Annotated in this window: 15 protein-coding genes; 7 read left to right on the top strand and 8 right to left on the bottom strand. The window is 74.0% G+C overall.

Annotated elements, in window-relative coordinates; translation table 11 throughout:
• Window positions 1-31: 31 nt before the first annotated feature.
• On the top strand, window positions 32-1258 hold the full coding sequence (locus BM051_RS17725; protein ID WP_092531372.1) for a cytochrome P450: 1227 nt from the start codon (window positions 32-34) through the stop codon (window positions 1256-1258).
• Window positions 1259-1270: 12 nt separating this feature from the next.
• Here the strand turns inward: BM051_RS17725 and BM051_RS29085 are convergent, their stop codons facing one another.
• Window positions 1271-1954, bottom strand: a complete 684-nt coding sequence (locus tag BM051_RS29085) for a YveK family protein (RefSeq protein ID WP_166677628.1) — start codon at window positions 1952-1954, stop codon at window positions 1271-1273.
• 111 nt (window positions 1955-2065) lie between these two features.
• Here BM051_RS29085 and BM051_RS29080 point away from each other — a divergent pair, with 111 nt between their 5' ends.
• Window positions 2066-3187: a hypothetical protein gene (locus BM051_RS29080; RefSeq protein ID WP_166677629.1), complete on the top strand. Its 1122-nt coding sequence runs from the start codon at window positions 2066-2068 to the stop codon at window positions 3185-3187.
• On the opposite strand, the gene BM051_RS17715 is transcribed toward BM051_RS29080, so the two are convergent.
• The 6 genes from BM051_RS17715 to BM051_RS17690 all read right to left on the bottom strand — a co-directional run bounded on the left by BM051_RS17715 (window position 3177) and on the right by BM051_RS17690 (window position 10724).
• Window positions 3177-4700 carry a NosD domain-containing protein gene (locus tag BM051_RS17715; protein WP_134045988.1) on the bottom strand — a complete coding sequence of 508 codons (1524 nt, stop codon included), beginning with the start codon at window positions 4698-4700 and terminating at the stop codon, window positions 3177-3179. The genes BM051_RS29080 and BM051_RS17715 overlap by 11 nt on opposite strands.
• A 53-nt stretch (window positions 4701-4753) precedes the next feature.
• Window positions 4754-5848 (bottom strand): glycosyltransferase family 4 protein, encoded by a 1095-nt coding sequence (locus tag BM051_RS17710; RefSeq protein WP_092531368.1) that lies wholly within the window; start codon window positions 5846-5848, stop codon window positions 4754-4756.
• Window positions 5845-6942, bottom strand: a complete 1098-nt coding sequence (locus tag BM051_RS17705) for a glycosyltransferase (RefSeq protein ID WP_092531366.1) — start codon at window positions 6940-6942, stop codon at window positions 5845-5847. The genes BM051_RS17710 and BM051_RS17705 overlap by 4 nt, the downstream gene beginning before the upstream one ends.
• Window positions 6943-7021: 79 nt before the next feature.
• Window positions 7022-7732: a polysaccharide deacetylase family protein gene (locus tag BM051_RS17700; RefSeq protein WP_092531364.1), complete on the bottom strand. Its 711-nt coding sequence runs from the start codon at window positions 7730-7732 to the stop codon at window positions 7022-7024.
• Complete coding sequence (gene murJ / locus BM051_RS17695; protein ID WP_166677630.1) at window positions 7729-9285, bottom strand: murein biosynthesis integral membrane protein MurJ; 1557 nt, start codon at window positions 9283-9285, stop codon at window positions 7729-7731. The genes BM051_RS17700 and murJ overlap by 4 nt, the downstream gene beginning before the upstream one ends.
• On the bottom strand, window positions 9273-10724 hold the full coding sequence (locus tag BM051_RS17690) for a sugar transferase (protein WP_092531360.1): 1452 nt from the start codon (window positions 10722-10724) through the stop codon (window positions 9273-9275). Before BM051_RS17690 ends, murJ begins: the two co-directional genes overlap by 13 nt.
• A 427-nt stretch (window positions 10725-11151) precedes the next feature.
• Between BM051_RS17690 and BM051_RS17685 the strand changes: the two genes are divergently transcribed.
• From BM051_RS17685 to BM051_RS17665, 5 genes are all read left to right on the top strand, one after another.
• Window positions 11152-11460 carry a hypothetical protein gene (locus BM051_RS17685; protein ID WP_134045990.1) on the top strand — a complete coding sequence of 103 codons (309 nt, stop codon included), beginning with the start codon at window positions 11152-11154 and terminating at the stop codon, window positions 11458-11460.
• A gap of 9 nt (window positions 11461-11469) precedes the next feature.
• Complete coding sequence (locus tag BM051_RS17680) at window positions 11470-12474, top strand: acyltransferase (RefSeq protein ID WP_092531356.1); 1005 nt, start codon at window positions 11470-11472, stop codon at window positions 12472-12474.
• Window positions 12475-12787: 313 nt separating this feature from the next.
• Window positions 12788-13699, top strand: a complete 912-nt coding sequence (gene ku / locus BM051_RS17675) for a non-homologous end joining protein Ku (RefSeq protein WP_092531354.1) — start codon at window positions 12788-12790, stop codon at window positions 13697-13699.
• A gap of 219 nt (window positions 13700-13918) precedes the next feature.
• Window positions 13919-14122 (top strand): hypothetical protein, encoded by a 204-nt coding sequence (locus BM051_RS17670; RefSeq protein WP_092531352.1) that lies wholly within the window; start codon window positions 13919-13921, stop codon window positions 14120-14122.
• A 370-nt stretch (window positions 14123-14492) separates the two neighbouring features.
• A complete protein-coding gene (locus BM051_RS17665) occupies window positions 14493-15359 on the top strand; it encodes a GNAT family N-acetyltransferase (protein ID WP_092531350.1) in 867 nt (288 codons plus the stop codon).
• A gap of 33 nt (window positions 15360-15392) precedes the next feature.
• On the opposite strand, the gene recQ is transcribed toward BM051_RS17665, so the two are convergent.
• Window positions 15393-17240 (bottom strand): DNA helicase RecQ, encoded by a 1848-nt coding sequence (gene recQ / locus BM051_RS17660; protein WP_092531348.1) that lies wholly within the window; start codon window positions 17238-17240, stop codon window positions 15393-15395.
• Between the last annotated feature and the right edge of the window lie 59 nt (window positions 17241-17299).

Here is a 17299-nt window from a genome sequence, read left to right as displayed (position 1 = left end):
GGCCGCGACAACCGCCACGAAAGGAAGTCCGATGAGTCACCCGGTTCCGATCCCGCACGGTCTCCCCATGGAGCGCGATGCAGGTCCCTTCGACCCGCCCCGCGAGATCACCCGGCTGCGCGAGGCCCGCCCGGTCAGTCCCATGGTCTTCCCCGACGGTCACGAGGGCTGGCTCGTCACCGGCTACGACGCGGTCCGCCAGCTCATGGCCGACACCAGGTTCAGCTCCCGCCAGGACATCGGCGTTCTCCACGTGCCGTACGAGACCCCCGGCATGCCCGCCGCTACCGAACCGTCCCCGCAGGTGCCGGGCTTGTTCATCGCCATGGACCCGCCGGACCACACCCGGCTACGGAGAAGGCTCACCGGCACCTTCACCGTCAAACGCATGAAGCAGCTCGAAGAGAACATCGTCGACATCGCCGAGCGGCAACTGGACGAGCTGGCGCGCCTGACCCCGCCGGTCGACCTGGTCGCGGAGTTCGCGCTGCCGGTGCCCTCGCTGGTGATCTGCGCACTGCTCGGCGTCCCCTACGCCGACCGGGAGACCTTCCAGGTCAACTCCGCCAAGTTCCTGGAAAAGGACGTGACGCTCGAGGAGAAGATGGCCGCGTACGGCGCGATCACCACGTACCTGTCCGAACTGGCCACGCGCAAACGCGCCGAACCTGGCGAGGACATCCTGTCCGACCTGGCCCGCCATGACGACCTCACCATCGAGGAGCTGACCGGCATCGCCTTCCTGCTGCTGCTCGCGGGCCACGAGACCACCGCCAACATGCTGGCGCTGGGCACCTTCGCGCTCCTGGAACACCCCGAGCAGCTGGCCGAACTGCGCGCCAACCCGGACCTGTTGCCCGGTGCCGTCGAGGAGCTCCTGCGCTACCTGTCCATTGCCGACATCTTCTATCGCTACGCCACGGAGGACATCGAGCTCGGCGGCGAGACGATCGGCACGGGATCGACCGTCGTCGTCTCGCTGCTGGCCGCCAACCGCGACCCCCGGCGCTTCGACGACCCCGACACCCTGGACATCCACCGCACGGCCCGCGGTCACCTGTCCTTCGGCCACGGCGTCCACCAGTGCCTCGGCCAGCAACTGGCCCGCATCGAGATGCGCGCCGGTTTCGCCGGCCTGCTGCGTCGCTTCCCGACCCTCGAGCTCGCCATCCCCGCCAGCGACGTGAAACTCAAGACCGACATGAACATCTACGGCGTCCACGAACTGCCGGTCACCTGGACGGACACTGCCAGGTGACGCGATCGGGATCTAGGCCCTCGACTCGTCGGGCTCGGTTTCGGGCTCGGGCTCGCGGGGCCGCGGGCTGGGCCGCTCCCGCACGCGCCGGTCCTCGGGGCCCGGGCGGCGCAGGGTGGTGACGGTCATCAGCACGATCGTCACCACCATCAGCCCGCCCACCGCGCCGGCCGCCACGAACAGCGGCACCGATGGCGACGCCGGCGCGGTGGGCGCCGTGCCCGGCTGCACGGTGGCCACCACGATCCGTGGATTGTCCGCGGAGTCGGTGCCGAACTCCGTGCGGACGGCGTCGGCGTAGCTCGCGGCCACCGCGTCGGCCAGCCGGGTGGCCCGCGTCGGGTCGCGGTCGGTCACCGTGATCCGCAGCAGCAGCGTCGAGTCCGGCGTCACCGCGGTGACCTTCTTCCGCAGTTCCTGCGCCCCACCGGGGTAGCCGAACCGGTCGGCGACCGGGTCCAGCACCGCCGCCGTCGTGGTGAGCGCGGCGAACGTCGGCATCCGCTGCAGCAGGTCCTGGCTACCGCCGGTGACCTCGGCCGCGCCCTGCCGGTTGAACAGCAGGTTCACCTCCGACTCGTAGCTGGGCGGCAGCAGCGCCGCGCCCGCGAGGCCGGCCAGCCCGCCGGCCACCACCGCGGCCAGCACGACGAGCCACCGCCGGCCGAGCAGCCGGACCACGTCGCCGAACTCCACCCGTCCTCCTGCCCACCGTCCGCGATCGTCGCTGGTTATCCTAGGTCGTCGCGACCGGCCGCCCCGGTAGGAGGGCCGGCGTGGTCGGAGGCCGGGCGGAGCGGGAGCCGGATGGGACAGCACACCAGCGTGGCGCCCCGCGCGGCGGGGTCCGCCGGCCGGCTGCTGCCCCAGCTGGTCGTGCTCGTGTGGTTGCCGGTGTGCTTCTTCTTCGGCCTGGTCAACCGGAGATTCCTGCCGGAGAAGTACTTCCTCGACGACCGGCACCTGCAGGCGGTGATGCCGACCGCCACCCCGGACTCGGCGGACTCGTTCGTGGTGATGGCGTGGATCTACCGCGCCCTGGGCGCGATGGGCCACCCGACGGCCGTGCAGGCGGTCACCATGCTGCTGTTCTTCGCGCTGCTGTTCACCTGCGCGCCGTGGTCGGCGCTGACCCGATTCACCGTGTACGAGACCGGGATCTTCTGCTTCTGCGCCGCGGCCTGCGCCGTCTACCTCGCGCAGTACTCGAAGGAGAGCCTGGTGCTGCTGCTGGTGCTCGGCCTGGTGCTGCTGCCCCGCTCGGTGCTCGGCGACGTCGTGTTCGTCGCGGCCGCCTGCCTCTACGCCGCCACCCTGCGCGAGTACTGGTTCCTCGTGGCCGGCGTGTACGTGCTGCTGCGGTTGGTGCTGCGCAGGGCCCGCACCCCGGTCTGGGTGCCGCTGGTCATGGCCGGCGCGCTGCTGGCCTTCGCGGTCGGCGTGGAGGTCCTGCTCGGCCAGGACCTGAACACGTTCCGGGAGATCGTGGCCCAGTACCGGGTCAACTCGCCGAACGCGCAGTCGGCGATCCAGGACTACCTGCCGGCGGACACCCCGCCGCTGGCCGCCGCCAACGCGGCGCTGACCGTGCTGTTGCTGGTGGTGCCGATTCCGCTGCTGCTCGACGGCTCGGTGGTCTACCTCGGCTTCTCCGTCGTGATCGCCGCGCTCTGGCTGGGCACCGTGGCCCGCGGCGTCGCGTGGGGCACCCGGCGCGGCTGGTTCGCCCGTGACGTGCCGATGGCCAGGGCGGTGTCCCTGCTGCTGGCCATGCTCACCGTGCAGGCGGTGTTCGAACCGGACTACGGCTCCTACCTCAAGCACCTCACCCCGCTGCTGCCGCTGTTCCCGCTGCTGTTCGTCCGGTTCCGCGCCCAGCGGGAGCGGGACGCGCGGGCGCGGGGCGGGTCACCGGCCGTCACGGCGTGAGGTTGTCCCGCACCACCAGCTCGCGCGCGGCGTCGACGTTGACGATCTTCTCCGGCCCGGGTACCCGCACCACGTTGCCGCTCACCATCGACCGCTCGGTGCCCCAGCAGTCGATGCCCCGGGTCGCGGCCTCGACCGTGTTGCCGGTGATCAGCGTGCCGGAGCCGTTCGCCCGGAGGATGCCGGTGGCCGTGCCGCGCACCGTGTTGCCGCAGATCGACATGTCGTCGCCGGAGTCCTCGGCGCAGTGGACGCCCACGCTGTCCCCGGTCGCCGCCGGCGCCGCCTCGAACAGGTTGTCCCGGATCTCCGCCCGCTCGGCGCCGAAGCCCCAGAACCCGCGCTCGGTGAAGCCGCGCACCGTGTTGCCGCGCACCCGCAACCGGGTCGTCCGCACGTCCGAGGTGACGCCGAACCGCACGTCGGCTCCGTCGTCGGCGGCGAAGCCGTTGTCCGCCACGAGCACGTCGGTGGGGGTCGGCGGGTCCAGCTGGTCGGCCGCGGTCGCGGTGAAGTAGCTGAACAGCGCCGAGCCGGCGGCGGCCCGCACGACGTTGCCGGTGAACACGCTGTTGCGCACCCCGCCGAGGCAGTGCAGCGCGCACCGGCGTGGCGCGAAGGTCTCGCCCTGCAGGTCGGCGGCGGTGCGGGTCCACACGACGGTGTTGCCGGTCACCGCGCAGTCGGCGGAGGCGATCAGCGCGATGCCCCACCAGGTGGGGTCGGCGACCACGTTGCCGGTGATCGTCACGGCTCGCATCTCCTCGCAGACGATGCCGCGGCGGAACCGCCCGCGCACCACGTTCCCGCTGACGGTGACCAGCGCGTCGGTGTGCGCGGGGAACGTGCGGTTGCGCCCGGCGGAGAGCGCCTCGCAGTGGATGCCGATCCGGGCGTCGGTGCCCTCGGCCGCGGAGACCACGTTGCCCACGACGCTGACCCGCGCGCCCCAGACGGTGATCCCGTCGCCACGGTCCTCCCCGGCGTCCGATGTGGATGAACCCGAGCCGAGGACGTCGGCGACCCGGTTCTGGCTGATCACGATGTCGGTGAACTCGCCGCCGGTGCTCTGCACGGCGATGCCGTACTGGAACAGCTCGAGGTGGCACCCGGTGACCACCACGTCGTTGGCGGCGACCAGGATGCCGGTGTTGGCCTCGCCGTCCACGGCGCGCAGCAGGTTCGGGTTGCGCAGCCGCAGCCCGTCGACCCGGCAGCCATCGGCGGCCAGCCGCAGTGCCGGCCCGTGCTCGATCCCGGCGACGAACGACAGCACCCCGCCGCCGGTGAGCACCAGCCGCCGGCCGACCGCCAGGCCGCCGGACAACGCGAAGGTCCGGCCTCCGGGGAACACCACCGTGGTCCCCTCCGCGGCGCCGGCCAGCGCCCGCTGAATCGCCGCGGTGTCGTCGGTGCGGCCGTCGCCAACGGCGCCGACGTCGACCACGTTCAGCGCGGTGGCGCCGGCGCCGAGCCGCGGCGACGCCGGGGTGGCCCCGGGCAGCTGTCCCATCAGACCTCCCGTCAGCGCGACCGCGCCCGCCCTGAGCGCGTCCCGCCGGTCCACTACGGACCCGGCCGCGCGAGTCGCTCGGTGAGCTCGGCCAACCGGTCCAGGGTCTCCCGCAGGTCGAACCGCCTGGCGTGGACCAGCGCGGCGGCCCGCGCGGCGCGGGTGCCGGGCAGGTCGGCCAGCCGGTCGGCCAGCGCGGCCGCGAGCGCCGACGGGTCCTCCGGAGGCACGCCGGTGGCGCAGCCGGCGGTGAGCACCTCGGCCAGCCCCGGCACATCACTGCCGACCACCGGGCGGCCACTGGCGAACGCTTCGAGCGCGGTCAGCGACAACCCCTCCCAGCGGGACGGCAGCACCACGACGTCGGCGGCGGCGTACCACGGCCGCACGTCGGCGACCGCGGGCACGAGGTCCACCCCCTCCGGGCGGGCCGCGCGCAGCGCCGGGCCGAGCTCGCCGTCGCCGACCAGCACCAGCCGCGCGTCCGGGCAGCGGGCCCGCACCGCCGGCCACGCGGCGAGCAGCACGTCCTGCCCCTTCTGCCGGGTCAGCCGGCCAGGGCAGACGGCGACCGGAACCTCCGGCGCGATCCCGATCCGGGCCCTGGTGGTGCCGTCGTCCGTGGGCGCGAACTCGGCCAGGTCGACGCCGTTGCGTACCACCGTCACCGCGCCCACCCCGGCCGCGCGGCCCTGCGCGGCCTCGCCGTCGCCGACGCACACCAGCGCGCCGGTCCACCGGGTGGCGACCCGCTCCCAGCGCCGGGCGGCCTCCGCCACCGCGCCGGTGGCCGCGAGCCACGACCAGCCGTGCGGCTGGAACGCGGTGGGCCGGCGGTCGCGCACCGCCAGCCGGCCGGCCAGGCCGGCCTTCGCCGAATGCAGGTGCACCACGTCCGGCCGGGTCGCGGCGACGATCCGCCGCACCCTGGCGATCTCCGCCACGGTGCCCGGCCCGGGGGAGCGGGCGGCCGGCCACGGCAGCCGGGGCACACCCCAGTGGCGCAGCGTGCCCGGGAGGGTGCCGCCGTCCGGGCAGGCCACCACGGCGTCCCACCCGCGGCGGCGCTGATCGGCCGCGGCCGTGGCGACGTACCGGGCGACACCGCCGGTGGTCGGCTGCGCCACGTGCAGTACCCGGAGACTCATGCCGCCGCCCTCGCCCCGGTGACGAGCTCGGAGTGGAGCGCGTCGATCGCGGCCGCGGCGCGGGCGATGTCGTAGTGCCGGGCCGCGGGCGGCACCTCCCGTGCCGGGTCGCCGCGCAGCGCGGTGAGCGCGGCGGCGAACGCCTCCGGTGTGGGGTCGGCTCGCCGGGCCCTCGGCGCGGCGCCGGCCGGCAGGCCGTCCAGCGCCGGGCAGCACGCGTACGCCGTCGGCAGCCCGGCGGCCAGCGCCTCCAGGATCGCCAGGCCGAAGGTCTCCTCGGTGGACGGCGAGCCGAGCACGTCCACGGCGGACAGCATGCCGCGCATGTCGTCCACCTCGCCGGCGAGCAGCACCCGCTCCCGCACCCCCAACCGGGCCGCCAGCTCCGCCAGGGTAGTCCGAAGTGGACCTTCACCGGCGATCAGCAGCACGGCGCCGGGCATCGCGGGCAGCGCCCGGACCAGCACGTCGAACCGCTTGGTCGGCACCAGCCGCCCCACCGCGCCCACCACGAACGCCTCGGGGGCGAGGCCCAGCCGCGCCCGCGCCTCCGCCCGTGCGGCACCGTCGAAGGCGAACGCGTCCAGGTCGATCCCGTTGGGCACCACGCGGATTCGCTCCGCCGGCACCCCCCACTCCACCATCGCGCCGGCGACCCGCTCGGACACCGCGACGGTGAGTCGGCCGAGCCGCTCGGCCGCCAGGTACAGCGCGCGCACCCCGGCCCGGTCACGCGGCCGGCCCTCGATGGTGGTCGCCGCGAGCGAGTGCTCGGTGGCCACCACGTGCCGCACCCCGGCCAGCCGCGCGGCGAGCCGGCCGAACAGCATCGCCCGGTACAGGTGGGTGTGCACCACGTCGAACCGGCCGGCGCGGATCCGGCCCACCAGCCGGGGCAGCGCGGTGAGATCCCGGTTGCCGCGCATGTCCACACAGGACACCGGGACGCCGTCGGCCCGCAGGGCGTCGGCCACCGCGCCCGGGTTGGTCAGCGCGATCACCTCGGCGTCGGCGGCGCTGTGCCGCAGCAGGTGCCGCAGCTGGGTCTCGGCGCCGCCGGCGGCCAGCCCGGTGATGACGTGCAGCACCCTCACGGCGCCCTCCGTGTCATGCGGGACACCCGCACCCGGTCGGCCTCCATGATCGTTGCTCCGCACGCTCCGCCAGTGTCGCTCATGAAGGCCTCCGTTCCCGCAGGGCGTGCCGCCACCGCTTGGCGTGCAGCCGCGGCCCGGTGTCCCGGTCGCCGACGAACATTCGGGGCAGCGCGAGGTCGTCGGGGCGCGGGGGATGGCCGACGGCGCAGGCGTAGCGGTAGCCGGCCGCCTTGACCGCGCGCCGAGTGCTCTCGTCGAACCGCCCGTACGGGTAGGCGAACCCGGCCGGCGGCGTCCCGGTCAGCGACGCCACCGCGGCCCTGCTTCCGGTGACCTCCTCGGCCAGCTCGGCGGCGCTCAGCTCCGGCATCGGGCGGTGCCGCAGGCCGTGCGAGGCCACCTCCATCCCGGCCGCGGCGACCGCGCGGATCTGCGCCGCGGTCATCAGCGGCTTGCGCGGGCCGTCCGCGTCCCACTCGTTGCTGCCGGCCAACCGGCCCGGCAGCACGAACACCGTGGCGGTGCAGCCGTGCGCGGCCAGGATCGGCACCGCGACCTCGGCGAAGTCGGCGTAGCCGTCGTCGAAGGTCAGGCCGACGGCGTCCCGCGGGTCCTCGACCAGCTCGCGCATCGACACCCCGCGCAGGCCGCGCCGGCGCAGCCAGGTCAGCTGGGCGGCGAACCGGTCCGGGCGCACGGTGACCTGGTAGGGATCCTCGGTGTAATCGTTGATCGAGTGGTACATCCACACCATCGGGTAGCGGCCGGACGGTGTCCGGAAGGTCATGCGACTCCTCTCCGTGCCCTGGTCAGCCACCAGCCGGCGGCGACCACCCCGGCGAAGATCGCGACCGAGGCCACCCCGCCCACCGCGACCGCGACCGGCGGCGGCCACCCGGCCAGCGGTTCCCGCAGCAACGCCCCGGCGGCCACGGTCGCCGCGGTCGGCACCAGAAGCAGGGCCAGCCGCGCGTAGACCGCCCGGCCCGGCGCCGACGGCAGCCGGCCGCGGGCGGACCCGGCGAGCAGCACCCCGGTGAGGGTGATCCCGGCCGCGTTGGCGAGCGCGATGCCGGCCGCGCCCCACGGCCGGACCAGCCACGCCGCCAGCACGGCCGTGGCGAGCAGTCCGGCGGTCATCGCCGCGGCCGGCAGCCAGCTCGGCCGCTCCCGGGTGAAGTAGCTGCGGCAGAGCAGGTCCACCATCGCCTGACCGAGCAGGCCGAGCACGTACACCCGCATGATCGCGGCGGTGGCGGCCGTGTCCTCGGGGCCGAACTCGCCGCGCTGGAACAGCAGCGCGACCACCGCCGGGGCGAACGTCGCGAGGAAGGCGGTGGCCAGCAGCGCCACCGCGCCGATCACCAGCAGGTCGGTCTCCATCCGCCGGCGGGCCTCGTCCCGCCGGCCGGCGGCGACGCTGCGGGCCAGGATCGGGAACGTCACCGCGGCCGCCATCGCCGACAGCGTCAGCGGGACCTGGGCCACCTTCTGCGCGTAGTTGAGGTGGGAGATCGTCCCCGGTTCGAGTGGCGCGGCCAGGTACCGTTCCACGAACACCTGCGCCTGTCGGAGCAGGGTGTAGCCGCCGACCGGCACGAACGCGCCGAGCGCGACCAGCCCGCTGCGTCGCCATGCCAGCGGTGGCAGGCCCACGTGCCGCAGGTAGGGGCCGAGCTGGACGAGCACCATGAACGCCGCGCCGACGGACAGCCCGGCCGCGGCGCCGCGCACCCCGAAGGCGGAGTGCCCGAGGCCGATGCTGCCGATGATGCCGACGTTGTAGGCGAGGTAGATCGCGGCCGGCGGGCCGAAATGTCCGTGCGAGCGCAGCGCCGCGGACATGTACCCGGCGACGCCGATCAGCGGCACGGTCACCGACACCAGCCGCATGCAGTCGACCGCCACGTCGCGGTGGGCGAGGCCGGGGGCGAGCGCGTCCACCAGCCACGGTGCGAACGCGACGACCAGGCCGCCGACCACGATCAGCACCGCGACGATGCGGGCGAAGGTGGCGGCCACGACGTCGTCGACCGCGGGGTGGTGCCGGCGGGCGTCCCCGGCGGCGGCGAGCGCGCGGCCGAACGCCGGGACCATCACCAGCGCCATCGTGCCCTCGACGAGCAGCGGGGACACCGTCTCCGGCACGGTCCACGCGACGAGGAAGGCGTCGGTGTCGCCGCTGGCGCCGAACAGCGCGGCGACCAGCAGGTCGCGGACGAGGCCGAGCAGCGAGCCGAGCGCGACCAGGCCAGCGGACAGCGCGCCGGCGCGCACGAGGAACCGGTTCGTCGCGGTGCCGGGTGCCGCGGGAGTGGTTCCGGTGGTCAGCGGGGCCACAGCACCTGCCGGGCGGTGCGGAGCACGATCTTGACGTCCAGCCACAGCGACCAGGACTCGGCGTACAGGTTGTCGAACAGCGCCCGGTGCTCGATCGAGGTGTCGCCGCGCAGCCCGTGCGTCACGGCGTAGCCGGTGAGCCCGACCGGGACACGGTGGCGGTGCGCGTAGCCGGGCACCGTCCTGCTGAACTCGTCCACGAAGTACGGCCGCTCCGGCCGGGGCCCGACGACGCTCATGTCGCCCTTGACGATGTTCCACAGCTGCGGCAGCTCGTCCAGGCTGGTCCGGCGGATGAACCGGCCAACGGGGCCGAGCCGGCTGTCGTGGTCGATGTTCCACCGGGTGTCGGCTTCGTCGCCCACCGGTCTGAGCGAGCGGAACTTGTACAGCGTGAACGGCACCCCGTTCATCCCGACACGCTGCTGCTTGAAGATCACTCCGGGGCCGGACTCGAGGCGGACCGCGAGGGCGACCACGGCGAGCACCGGGCTGAGCAGGACCAGTGCCAGCGCGGCCAGCGTGGTGTCCACGACGCGCTTGACCATCAGCGTGCGCCGGCGGAAGGCGGCCCGGCGCAGCCGCACCAGCGCGATGCCGTCCACCAGCTCGGCCCTGCGGACGTCGTACATCTCGAACAGCCGGGGCAGGATGTGGATCCTGCAGCGCAGTCGGCCCAGGGCGCGCAGCGGCTCGACCAGCTCCGCGGACCCGCGCCGGCCGAAGGCCACCAGCACCAGGTCGACGCCGTGCCGGCGGACCAGGTCGGGCAGGTCGTCGAGCGGGCCGAGCAGGGGCGGCGCGCCCGTGCCGGCGGGGGCGGGGCCGTCGTCGACGAAGCCGACCACCCTGGCGCCGTAGTCGGGGTTCGCGCGCAGGGCGCGGCCCAGCCGCAGGCCCTCCTCGCCGCAGCCGATGACGATCGCGCTCGCCAGGCCGATGCCGCGCCGGCGGAGCCGGCCGAGGACCGTGTAGGCGCAGACCCTGCCAGCGAGCGTCAGCGCCGCGATGGCGGCCGCGGCCAGCAGCACGCCCTTCGCCTCGTCCGGGGCGTCGGCGAGCACGAGCGCGGCGACGGCGGCGAGCGCGGCGACGCAGCCGCGACCGATGAGGCCGGGGGCGTCGTCGAGCACCGAGGGGGCCGACCGCCAGTGGTAGCCGTCGAGGCCGGCGGGCGCGGTGACGAGCACCAGCGCGGCGGCGCCGGCCGCCACCGGCCAGCCCACCGCCGGTCCGACCAGGACGACCGCGAGCGCCGCGCAGACCACGTCGGACAGTCCGGTGACCAGCGACTGGCCCAGCCGGCGCTGTGCCCCCGTGGGTGCCGAGGTCGCCGTGGCCGCCGTGGTCGCCGTGGTCGCCGTGGTCACCGCCGGGCGCGGGGCGCCGACGACGTCCTCGGCGGGTGCCGCGTCCTTCCCGCAGAGAGCTTGGGACACCGATTTCTCCCGTTGTCAGGGCACGGGCGGGGGAGCCCGTCCGGGGTGGAGCGGTGGTGGTGCGGGCGGCTCGGGGCGCGCAGCGGTGCGCGGCGCCAAAGCCACCGATGGGGTAGCCCGAACGAGGTCGCCGAGCCAGTGTGAGCCGGTGTCCGTGACCACCGACGCGCAGAGGCTAACCCGGCATCCCCTCGATCAGGCAATCCGCATATCGCTCAATCGAGCTATTTGTTACTTAGTGCATACGGGTGATCGCGCCGCTCGAGAATTCCGTAGCGCTGGCGCCGGCACCTGCTCTGAGTAGAGAAATGCCGGATTCCGGAAAAAACACCGACACCTCGGGGGTGAAAAGCGAACCGGCGGCTAACACCCGGTCAACCGCGCGCGATGGAATTGGCTCGAGCAACCGGACGAACCGGAGGGACACGTGACGAGCGACACCGCCGGTGCCGGCCCTTTCCGAGGAACGGCGCCGGCCCGTCGGCCGGCCGTGCGGGCCGGAGCGGCACCGGCGGGCCCGGCACCCGACGCCGGGGGCGAGCGGGCCGACCGGCTCGGATCGGCGCGGGGGCTCACCGGTGCGGCCGGCGCGCGCGACGGCCGGCTCGACCGGCTGCGGATCGCGGCGGCGGTGGTCGTGGTCGGTGGGCACGCGGGGTCGCACATCGTCAACCACGCGGCCGCGTGTTCGGCCGCGTGGTGGCCGGCGTCGGCGGCCGTGATGACCCCGCGCTGAGCGGTCCCGGTGTTCGTCATGATCAGCGGGGCGCTGCTGCTGCGCGACCGGGAGCGGCCGCGGTCGCCCGCGCCGCCGGCCGGCCCGCCCGCGGTCGCGCCGACCTCATCGGCGCGGGACCGAGTCGTGCCGCCGGCCGGTGCGGGGGGCGCCGCGCCGGCCTCGGAGCCGGTCGCCCCGCTCGGGCCAAAGCGGATCGGCGCGGTCACCGCCCGCCGACTGGGCAGGATCGGCTGGCCACTGCTGTTCTGGAGCGTCGCCTACCTCGGCCTGCAGCGGTGGTTCGGCGCCGGCGACCCGCGGATCACCGAGGGTGGTCCGGCGGGGATGCTCGACGCCGTGCTGCTCGGCCGCCCGATGTACCACCTCTACTACCTCTTCATCGCGGCCGGCCTGTACCTGCTCGCGCCCTTCCTCCGCCTGGTCGTGCACGGCCTGACCCCCGAGGGCAACCGGCTGCTCGCGGTGGGTGCGCTGGCACTGGCCGTGGTGTCCGGCCTGCTCGACTGGCGGTTGGGTACGGGTGGCGCGAACGCGGTGTCGCTGTTCGTCCCGTTCGTGGGCTACTTCCTGCTCGGCCACCACCTCGCGAACCTGCGGCCGGCCCGCCGCCGGTGGCCCTGGCTGACCGTGGGCGTGCTCGCCGCGGCGGCGTGCTGGGGCGCCTACCTGCTCGCGGTCCGCTCGGGCGCGCCGGCCGCGGTGGACTACACCGAGTCGTTCCTGCACCCCGCGGCCGTGCTGGCGGCGGTGGCGCTGTTCGCCGGGGTCACCGCCCGGTCCGCCACCGGCTCGGTCGGCTCGGCGCGGACCGAGCGACCGTCCGGCCGCACGTTCGGGGTGTACCTGGCGCATCCCGTGTTCATCGCCGGGCTGGGTGCGATGCTGCCCCAGGCCGAGGGACTCGGCGGTGGTCTGGCCCAACTGGCCGCGCTGTGGACCGCCGGGCTGGCCGGTTCGCTGGCCCTGGTGATGGTCTGGGAACGGTTACCGTTGTTACGGAAAGTGGTCTGACCGCCGCCCGCGGGTGGAATGGTGGCTCACGGTGTCCTGCGTCACGAATTGCTCGCGCGACGGCCGGTCGGCACATTTCTCACCCGGGTCGACGTGGCGAAGGTTCGCTCGCGGTTTCCCGAGTCGTGACATTCTCCGGTGCCGTTGGAAACGTCGCGCGGGCCGGCCTCGCCGGAGCTCGCCCGATCACCGGTCGGACCCGTTGCGGCTGGTCAGCGGGGTGACCACGATGGTTCAGGAGTGTCGCCGCGCGACGATTCCGCGTACCGTCAGTACCCGACGGCAGCCGGACGAATGTCGGAGGTGGACGGCGATGCGCGCGATGTGGAAGGGCTCGGTGTCGTTCGGCCTGGTGACCATCCCGATCCAGCTGTACGCCGCCACCGAGAACAAGAGCGTGTCGCTGCGCCAGGTGCACGAGGCCGACGGCGGGCGGATCCAGTACCGGAGGTTCTGCTCGGTCGAGGACAAGGAGGTGCCCTACGCCGAGATCGCCAAGGGGTACGAGCTCTCCGACGGTGAGATGGTCATCCTCACCGACGACGACCTCGCCGAGCTGCCGCTGTCCACCTCCCGGGCGATCGACGTGCTGGAGTTCGTGCCGCTGGAGTCGATCGACCCGATCTACTACGACAAGACGTACTACCTCGAGCCGCAGAAGTCCGCCGCCAAGCCCTACGTCCTGCTCCGCGACGCGCTGCACAAGTCCGGGCACGTCGCGATCGCCAAGGTGGCCATCCGGCAGCGCGAGTCGCTCGCCGTGCTGCGGGTGGTCAGCGACGTGCTGGTGATGACCACCATGCTGTGGCCGGACGAGGTGCGCGCACCCGACTTCGCGTTCCTGCGCGAGGACTCGCCGCAGGTCCGGCCGCAGGAGCTCACCATGGCCGGCTCGCTCATCGACTCGCTGTCCGAGCCCGTGTTCGAGCCGGACAAGTACCACGACAGCTACCGCGAGGCGCTCGAGTCGCTGATCGAGGCGAAGGTGGCCGGCAAGGAGACCACCAAGCCGCGCACGGCCGGTGTGAAGGCGGAGGTGGTCGACCTGATGGCCGCGCTGGAGGCCAGCGTCAGCGAGGCCAAGAAGTCGCGCACGCCCTCGGCCCCCCGCAAGACCCCGGCGAAGCGCGCCACGAAGAGCACCACGAAGAGCACCACGACCAAGGCCGCCGACAAGCCGGCGAAGAAGCCCACCCGCGGCCGCCGGACCGACAGGAGCGCCTGACCGCCCCTCGCGCCATGAGCCGGCTGGGCCGGAGCGCCGAGCGACCGGAGCATCGTGCGCGGCGGGCACGCCTCGAACGGTGCGGTGCCGGAACGAACGGAGCCGACACGCCGGGATGGGCGTCCCACACCCTGTCGGCCGCCGGTGGTAGGAAGTAGCCGCGACTCAGGTCGAGCTCGAGAACCGCTCGAGAACGGCTCGCGGAAGGGTGGAACGGTCATGGAGTGCCCGCGCTGCACCGGCGGCATCGACCACTGCCACGGCACCCTCGTGCTGCACGCCGACGGGTTCGTCGAGTGCACCGACCCCGCGTGCCCCGACGCGGACGAGCCTCGACACTTCCTCACCATCGACTGCGCCGAGATCGACGGCGGCTGCGCCTGCGTCGCGCTCCCTGAGCGCGAGCTCCTCCGCGCCTCCTAGGCCGCGTCCCGTGGGTCTCGGCGTGGTCTTCGACACGTCGTCTGGATCCCGAACGCTACGAGCAGCGCAACACACACCAGCACCGCAGCGCGCACGCTGGCCACGCTCGCCAGGGGATCGCGGAACGTCGGATTGACCGTGCTGACCAGGAATCCGGTACCGACCGCCGCAGCCGTGCCGAGGACAGCGGCGCGCTCGCCTCGTAGAGGTTGCCAAAGCCCCACCAGGCCGCACGGGGACGACTCATCCTCCACCAGCCCAACCTGATCCACCGGACGCTACCTGCCGGCGTCCCGTTCGACACCGCCACCACGCCGGCCGGCCGAAAACCGGATGCGGGCCGTCGACGCGATGGTGTGGGATCGGGGCTGTGGCGATCACGATGGGCACCCCGGGAGCCGACGGGTTGAGCGAGGCCGTGGGCGTGCTGCGGGAATGGCAGTACGACGGGGCGCCGATGCAGCTGCATCCCGGGGACCTGGGCTGGTTCTGGCGCTTCAGTGCGGAGGCGACGGCCGCGGCGGTCCGGACCTGGAGCCGGGACGGGCGGATCCTCGCCATCGGGCTGCTGGACGGTCCCGAGCTGCTGCGGCTGACGACCGCACCCGATGCTCGGCGGGACGAGGAGCTGGCTCGGCAGCTGGCCGACGACGTGACCGAGCCCGAGCGCGGCGTACTGGGCGCGGGGACGGCGTCAGTCGAAGTGCCGCGGAGCGCGTTGGTCCACGACCTGCTGGTCGAGGGCGGCTGGGACGCCGGCGAGCCGTGGACGCCGCTGCGCCGCGACCTCACGGAGCCGGTGCAGGACCCGGGCGTGCGGATCGAGGTGATCGGGCCGGAGCGGGCGCACGTGCGGACCGCCGTCCAGCGGGCCTCGTTCGACGGGTCGACCTTCACCGACGAGCACTGGCACGCCATGGCGGCCGGCCTGCCGTACGCCGACGCCCGGTGCCTGGTCGCCCACGACGACCTGGGCAACGCGGTGGCGGCGGTGACGGTGTGGTCGGCCGGTCCGGGCAAGCCCGGGTTGGTCGAGCCGATGGGCGTGCACCGGAACCATCGCGGTCACGGCTACGGCAGGGCGATCACCGTCGCCGCGGCGGCCGCGCTCCAGGAGCTGGGCTCGTCGAGCGCGGTCGTCTACACGCCGAGCGCCAACGTCGGCGCCGTCGCCACCTACCGGTCGGCCGGCTTCCAGCGACGGCAGGAGATGCGGGACCTGTGCCGGGCCGCCTGACCACGAGTCCGAGGTCCGCCGACCGGGGGCCGCTCAGTCCTCGGCGAGGGTGCGCAGGATCTGCTCCCCGTACTTGGCGAGTTTGCTCTCCCCGACGCCGTTCACCGCGCCGAGCTCGGCGAGCGTGCCGGGCGCGTCCAGCGCGATCTGTCGCAACGTGGCGTCGTGGAAGATGACGTAGGCCGGCACGCCCTGCTCCCTGGCGGTGGCGGCCCGCCACGCCCGTAGCCGTTCGAACACCGGCACCGCCGCCGCGGGCAGCTCCACGGCCGCCCGCCGGGCCTTGGGCGCCGCCGCGGTCCGCGCGGGGCGCTTCGGCTCCCGCCGCAGCCGCACCGTCCGCCCCTGGAACAGCACCTCGGCGCTGGCGTCGGTGAGCACCACCGTGCCGTAGTCGCCCTCCACGGCGAGCAGCCCCCGCGCCAGCAGCTGGCGCACCACGCCGCGCCACTCGCCCTCGTCCAGCTCCGCGCCCACCCCGAACACCGACAGTGTGTCGTGGCCGTGCTGGGTGACCTTCGCGGTGCGCCGGCCGAGCAGGATGTCGATGATCTGCCCGGCCCCGAACTTCTGCCCCCGCTCCCGCTTCAGCCGCACGACCGTGGACAGCAGCTTCTGCGCGGCCACCGTGCCGTCCCACGACTCCGGTGGGGTCAGGCACGTGTCGCAGTTGCCGCACGGCTCGGCCCGCTCCCCGAAGTAGGCCAGCAGCTGGACCCGGCGGCACTCGACCGTCTCGCAGAGCGCGAGCATGGCGTCCAGGTGCCGGCCGAGCTGCCGGCGGTGCGCGTCGTCGCCCTCGGAGGTCTCGATCAGCTTGCGCTGCTGCACCACGTCCTGCAGCCCGTACGCCAGCCACGCCGTCGACGGCAGCCCGTCCCGGCCGGCCCGCCCCGTCTCCTGGTAGTAGCCCTCCACCGACTTCGGCAGGTCCAGGTGCGCCACGAACCGCACGTCGGGCTTGTCGATGCCCATGCCGAACGCGATGGTCGCGACCATGACCAGCCCGTCCTCGCGCAGGAACCGCGCCTGGTTGGTCGCGCGGGTGCGGGCGTCCAGCCCGGCGTGGTAGGGCAGCGCGGTGATCCCGTTCTCCACCAGCCACGCCGCGTGCTTCTCCACCGACGCCCTGGACAGGCAGTACACGATCCCGGCGTCGCCGACGTGCTCGGTGCGCAGCAGCTCCAGCAGCTGCCGCTTGGGCTCGCTCTTCGGCACGATCCGGTACTGGATGTTCGGCCGGTCGAAGCTGGCCACGAAGTGCCGCGCGCCGGTGAGGCCCAACCGGGTGGCGATCTCCGCGCGGGTCGCCTCGGTCGCCGTGGCGGTCAACGCGATCCTGGGCACGTCCGGCCAGCGTTCCCGCAGCGCGGACAGCTCGAGGTAGTCCGGCCGGAAGTCGTGGCCCCACTGGGACACGCAGTGCGCCTCGTCAATGGCGAACAGCGCGAGCTTGGCCCGGTCCAGCAGCCGCGGCGTCGACTCGGCCCGCAGCCGCTCCGGCGCCAGGTAGAGCAGGTCCAGCTCGCCGTCGAGCAGGGACTTCTCCACCGCGCGGCGCTGCTCGACGTCCTGCGTCGAGTTGAGGAAGCCGGCCCGCACGCCCAGGTCGCGCAGCGCGTCCACCTGGTCCTGCATGAGCGCGATGAGCGGGGAGATCACCACCCCGGTGCCCGGCCGGGCCAGCGCCGGCACCTGGTAGCACAGCGACTTGCCGCCGCCGGTGGGCATGAGCACCAGCGCGTCCCCGCCGCCGACCACGTGCTCGACGACCGCCTCCTGCTGCCCGCGGAAGGCGTCGTAGCCGAACACGCGCCGCAGCACGCGCAGCGCCTCGCTGTCGTCGGTGGTCCCGGTCGTCGCCGTGTCGGGTGCGGCCATCCGGCGATTCTACGAACGGGCGGGGACACTGGCGGGAGACGCCTACCGCGATGCCGATG

This window comes from Amycolatopsis arida (genome assembly GCF_900115565.1).
In the GTDB taxonomy this organism is placed as follows: domain Bacteria; phylum Actinomycetota; class Actinomycetes; order Mycobacteriales; family Pseudonocardiaceae; genus Yuhushiella; species Yuhushiella arida.
The sequence above is the reverse complement of the archived record's forward strand: the minus strand, read 5'-3'. Positions and strand labels throughout refer to the sequence as shown.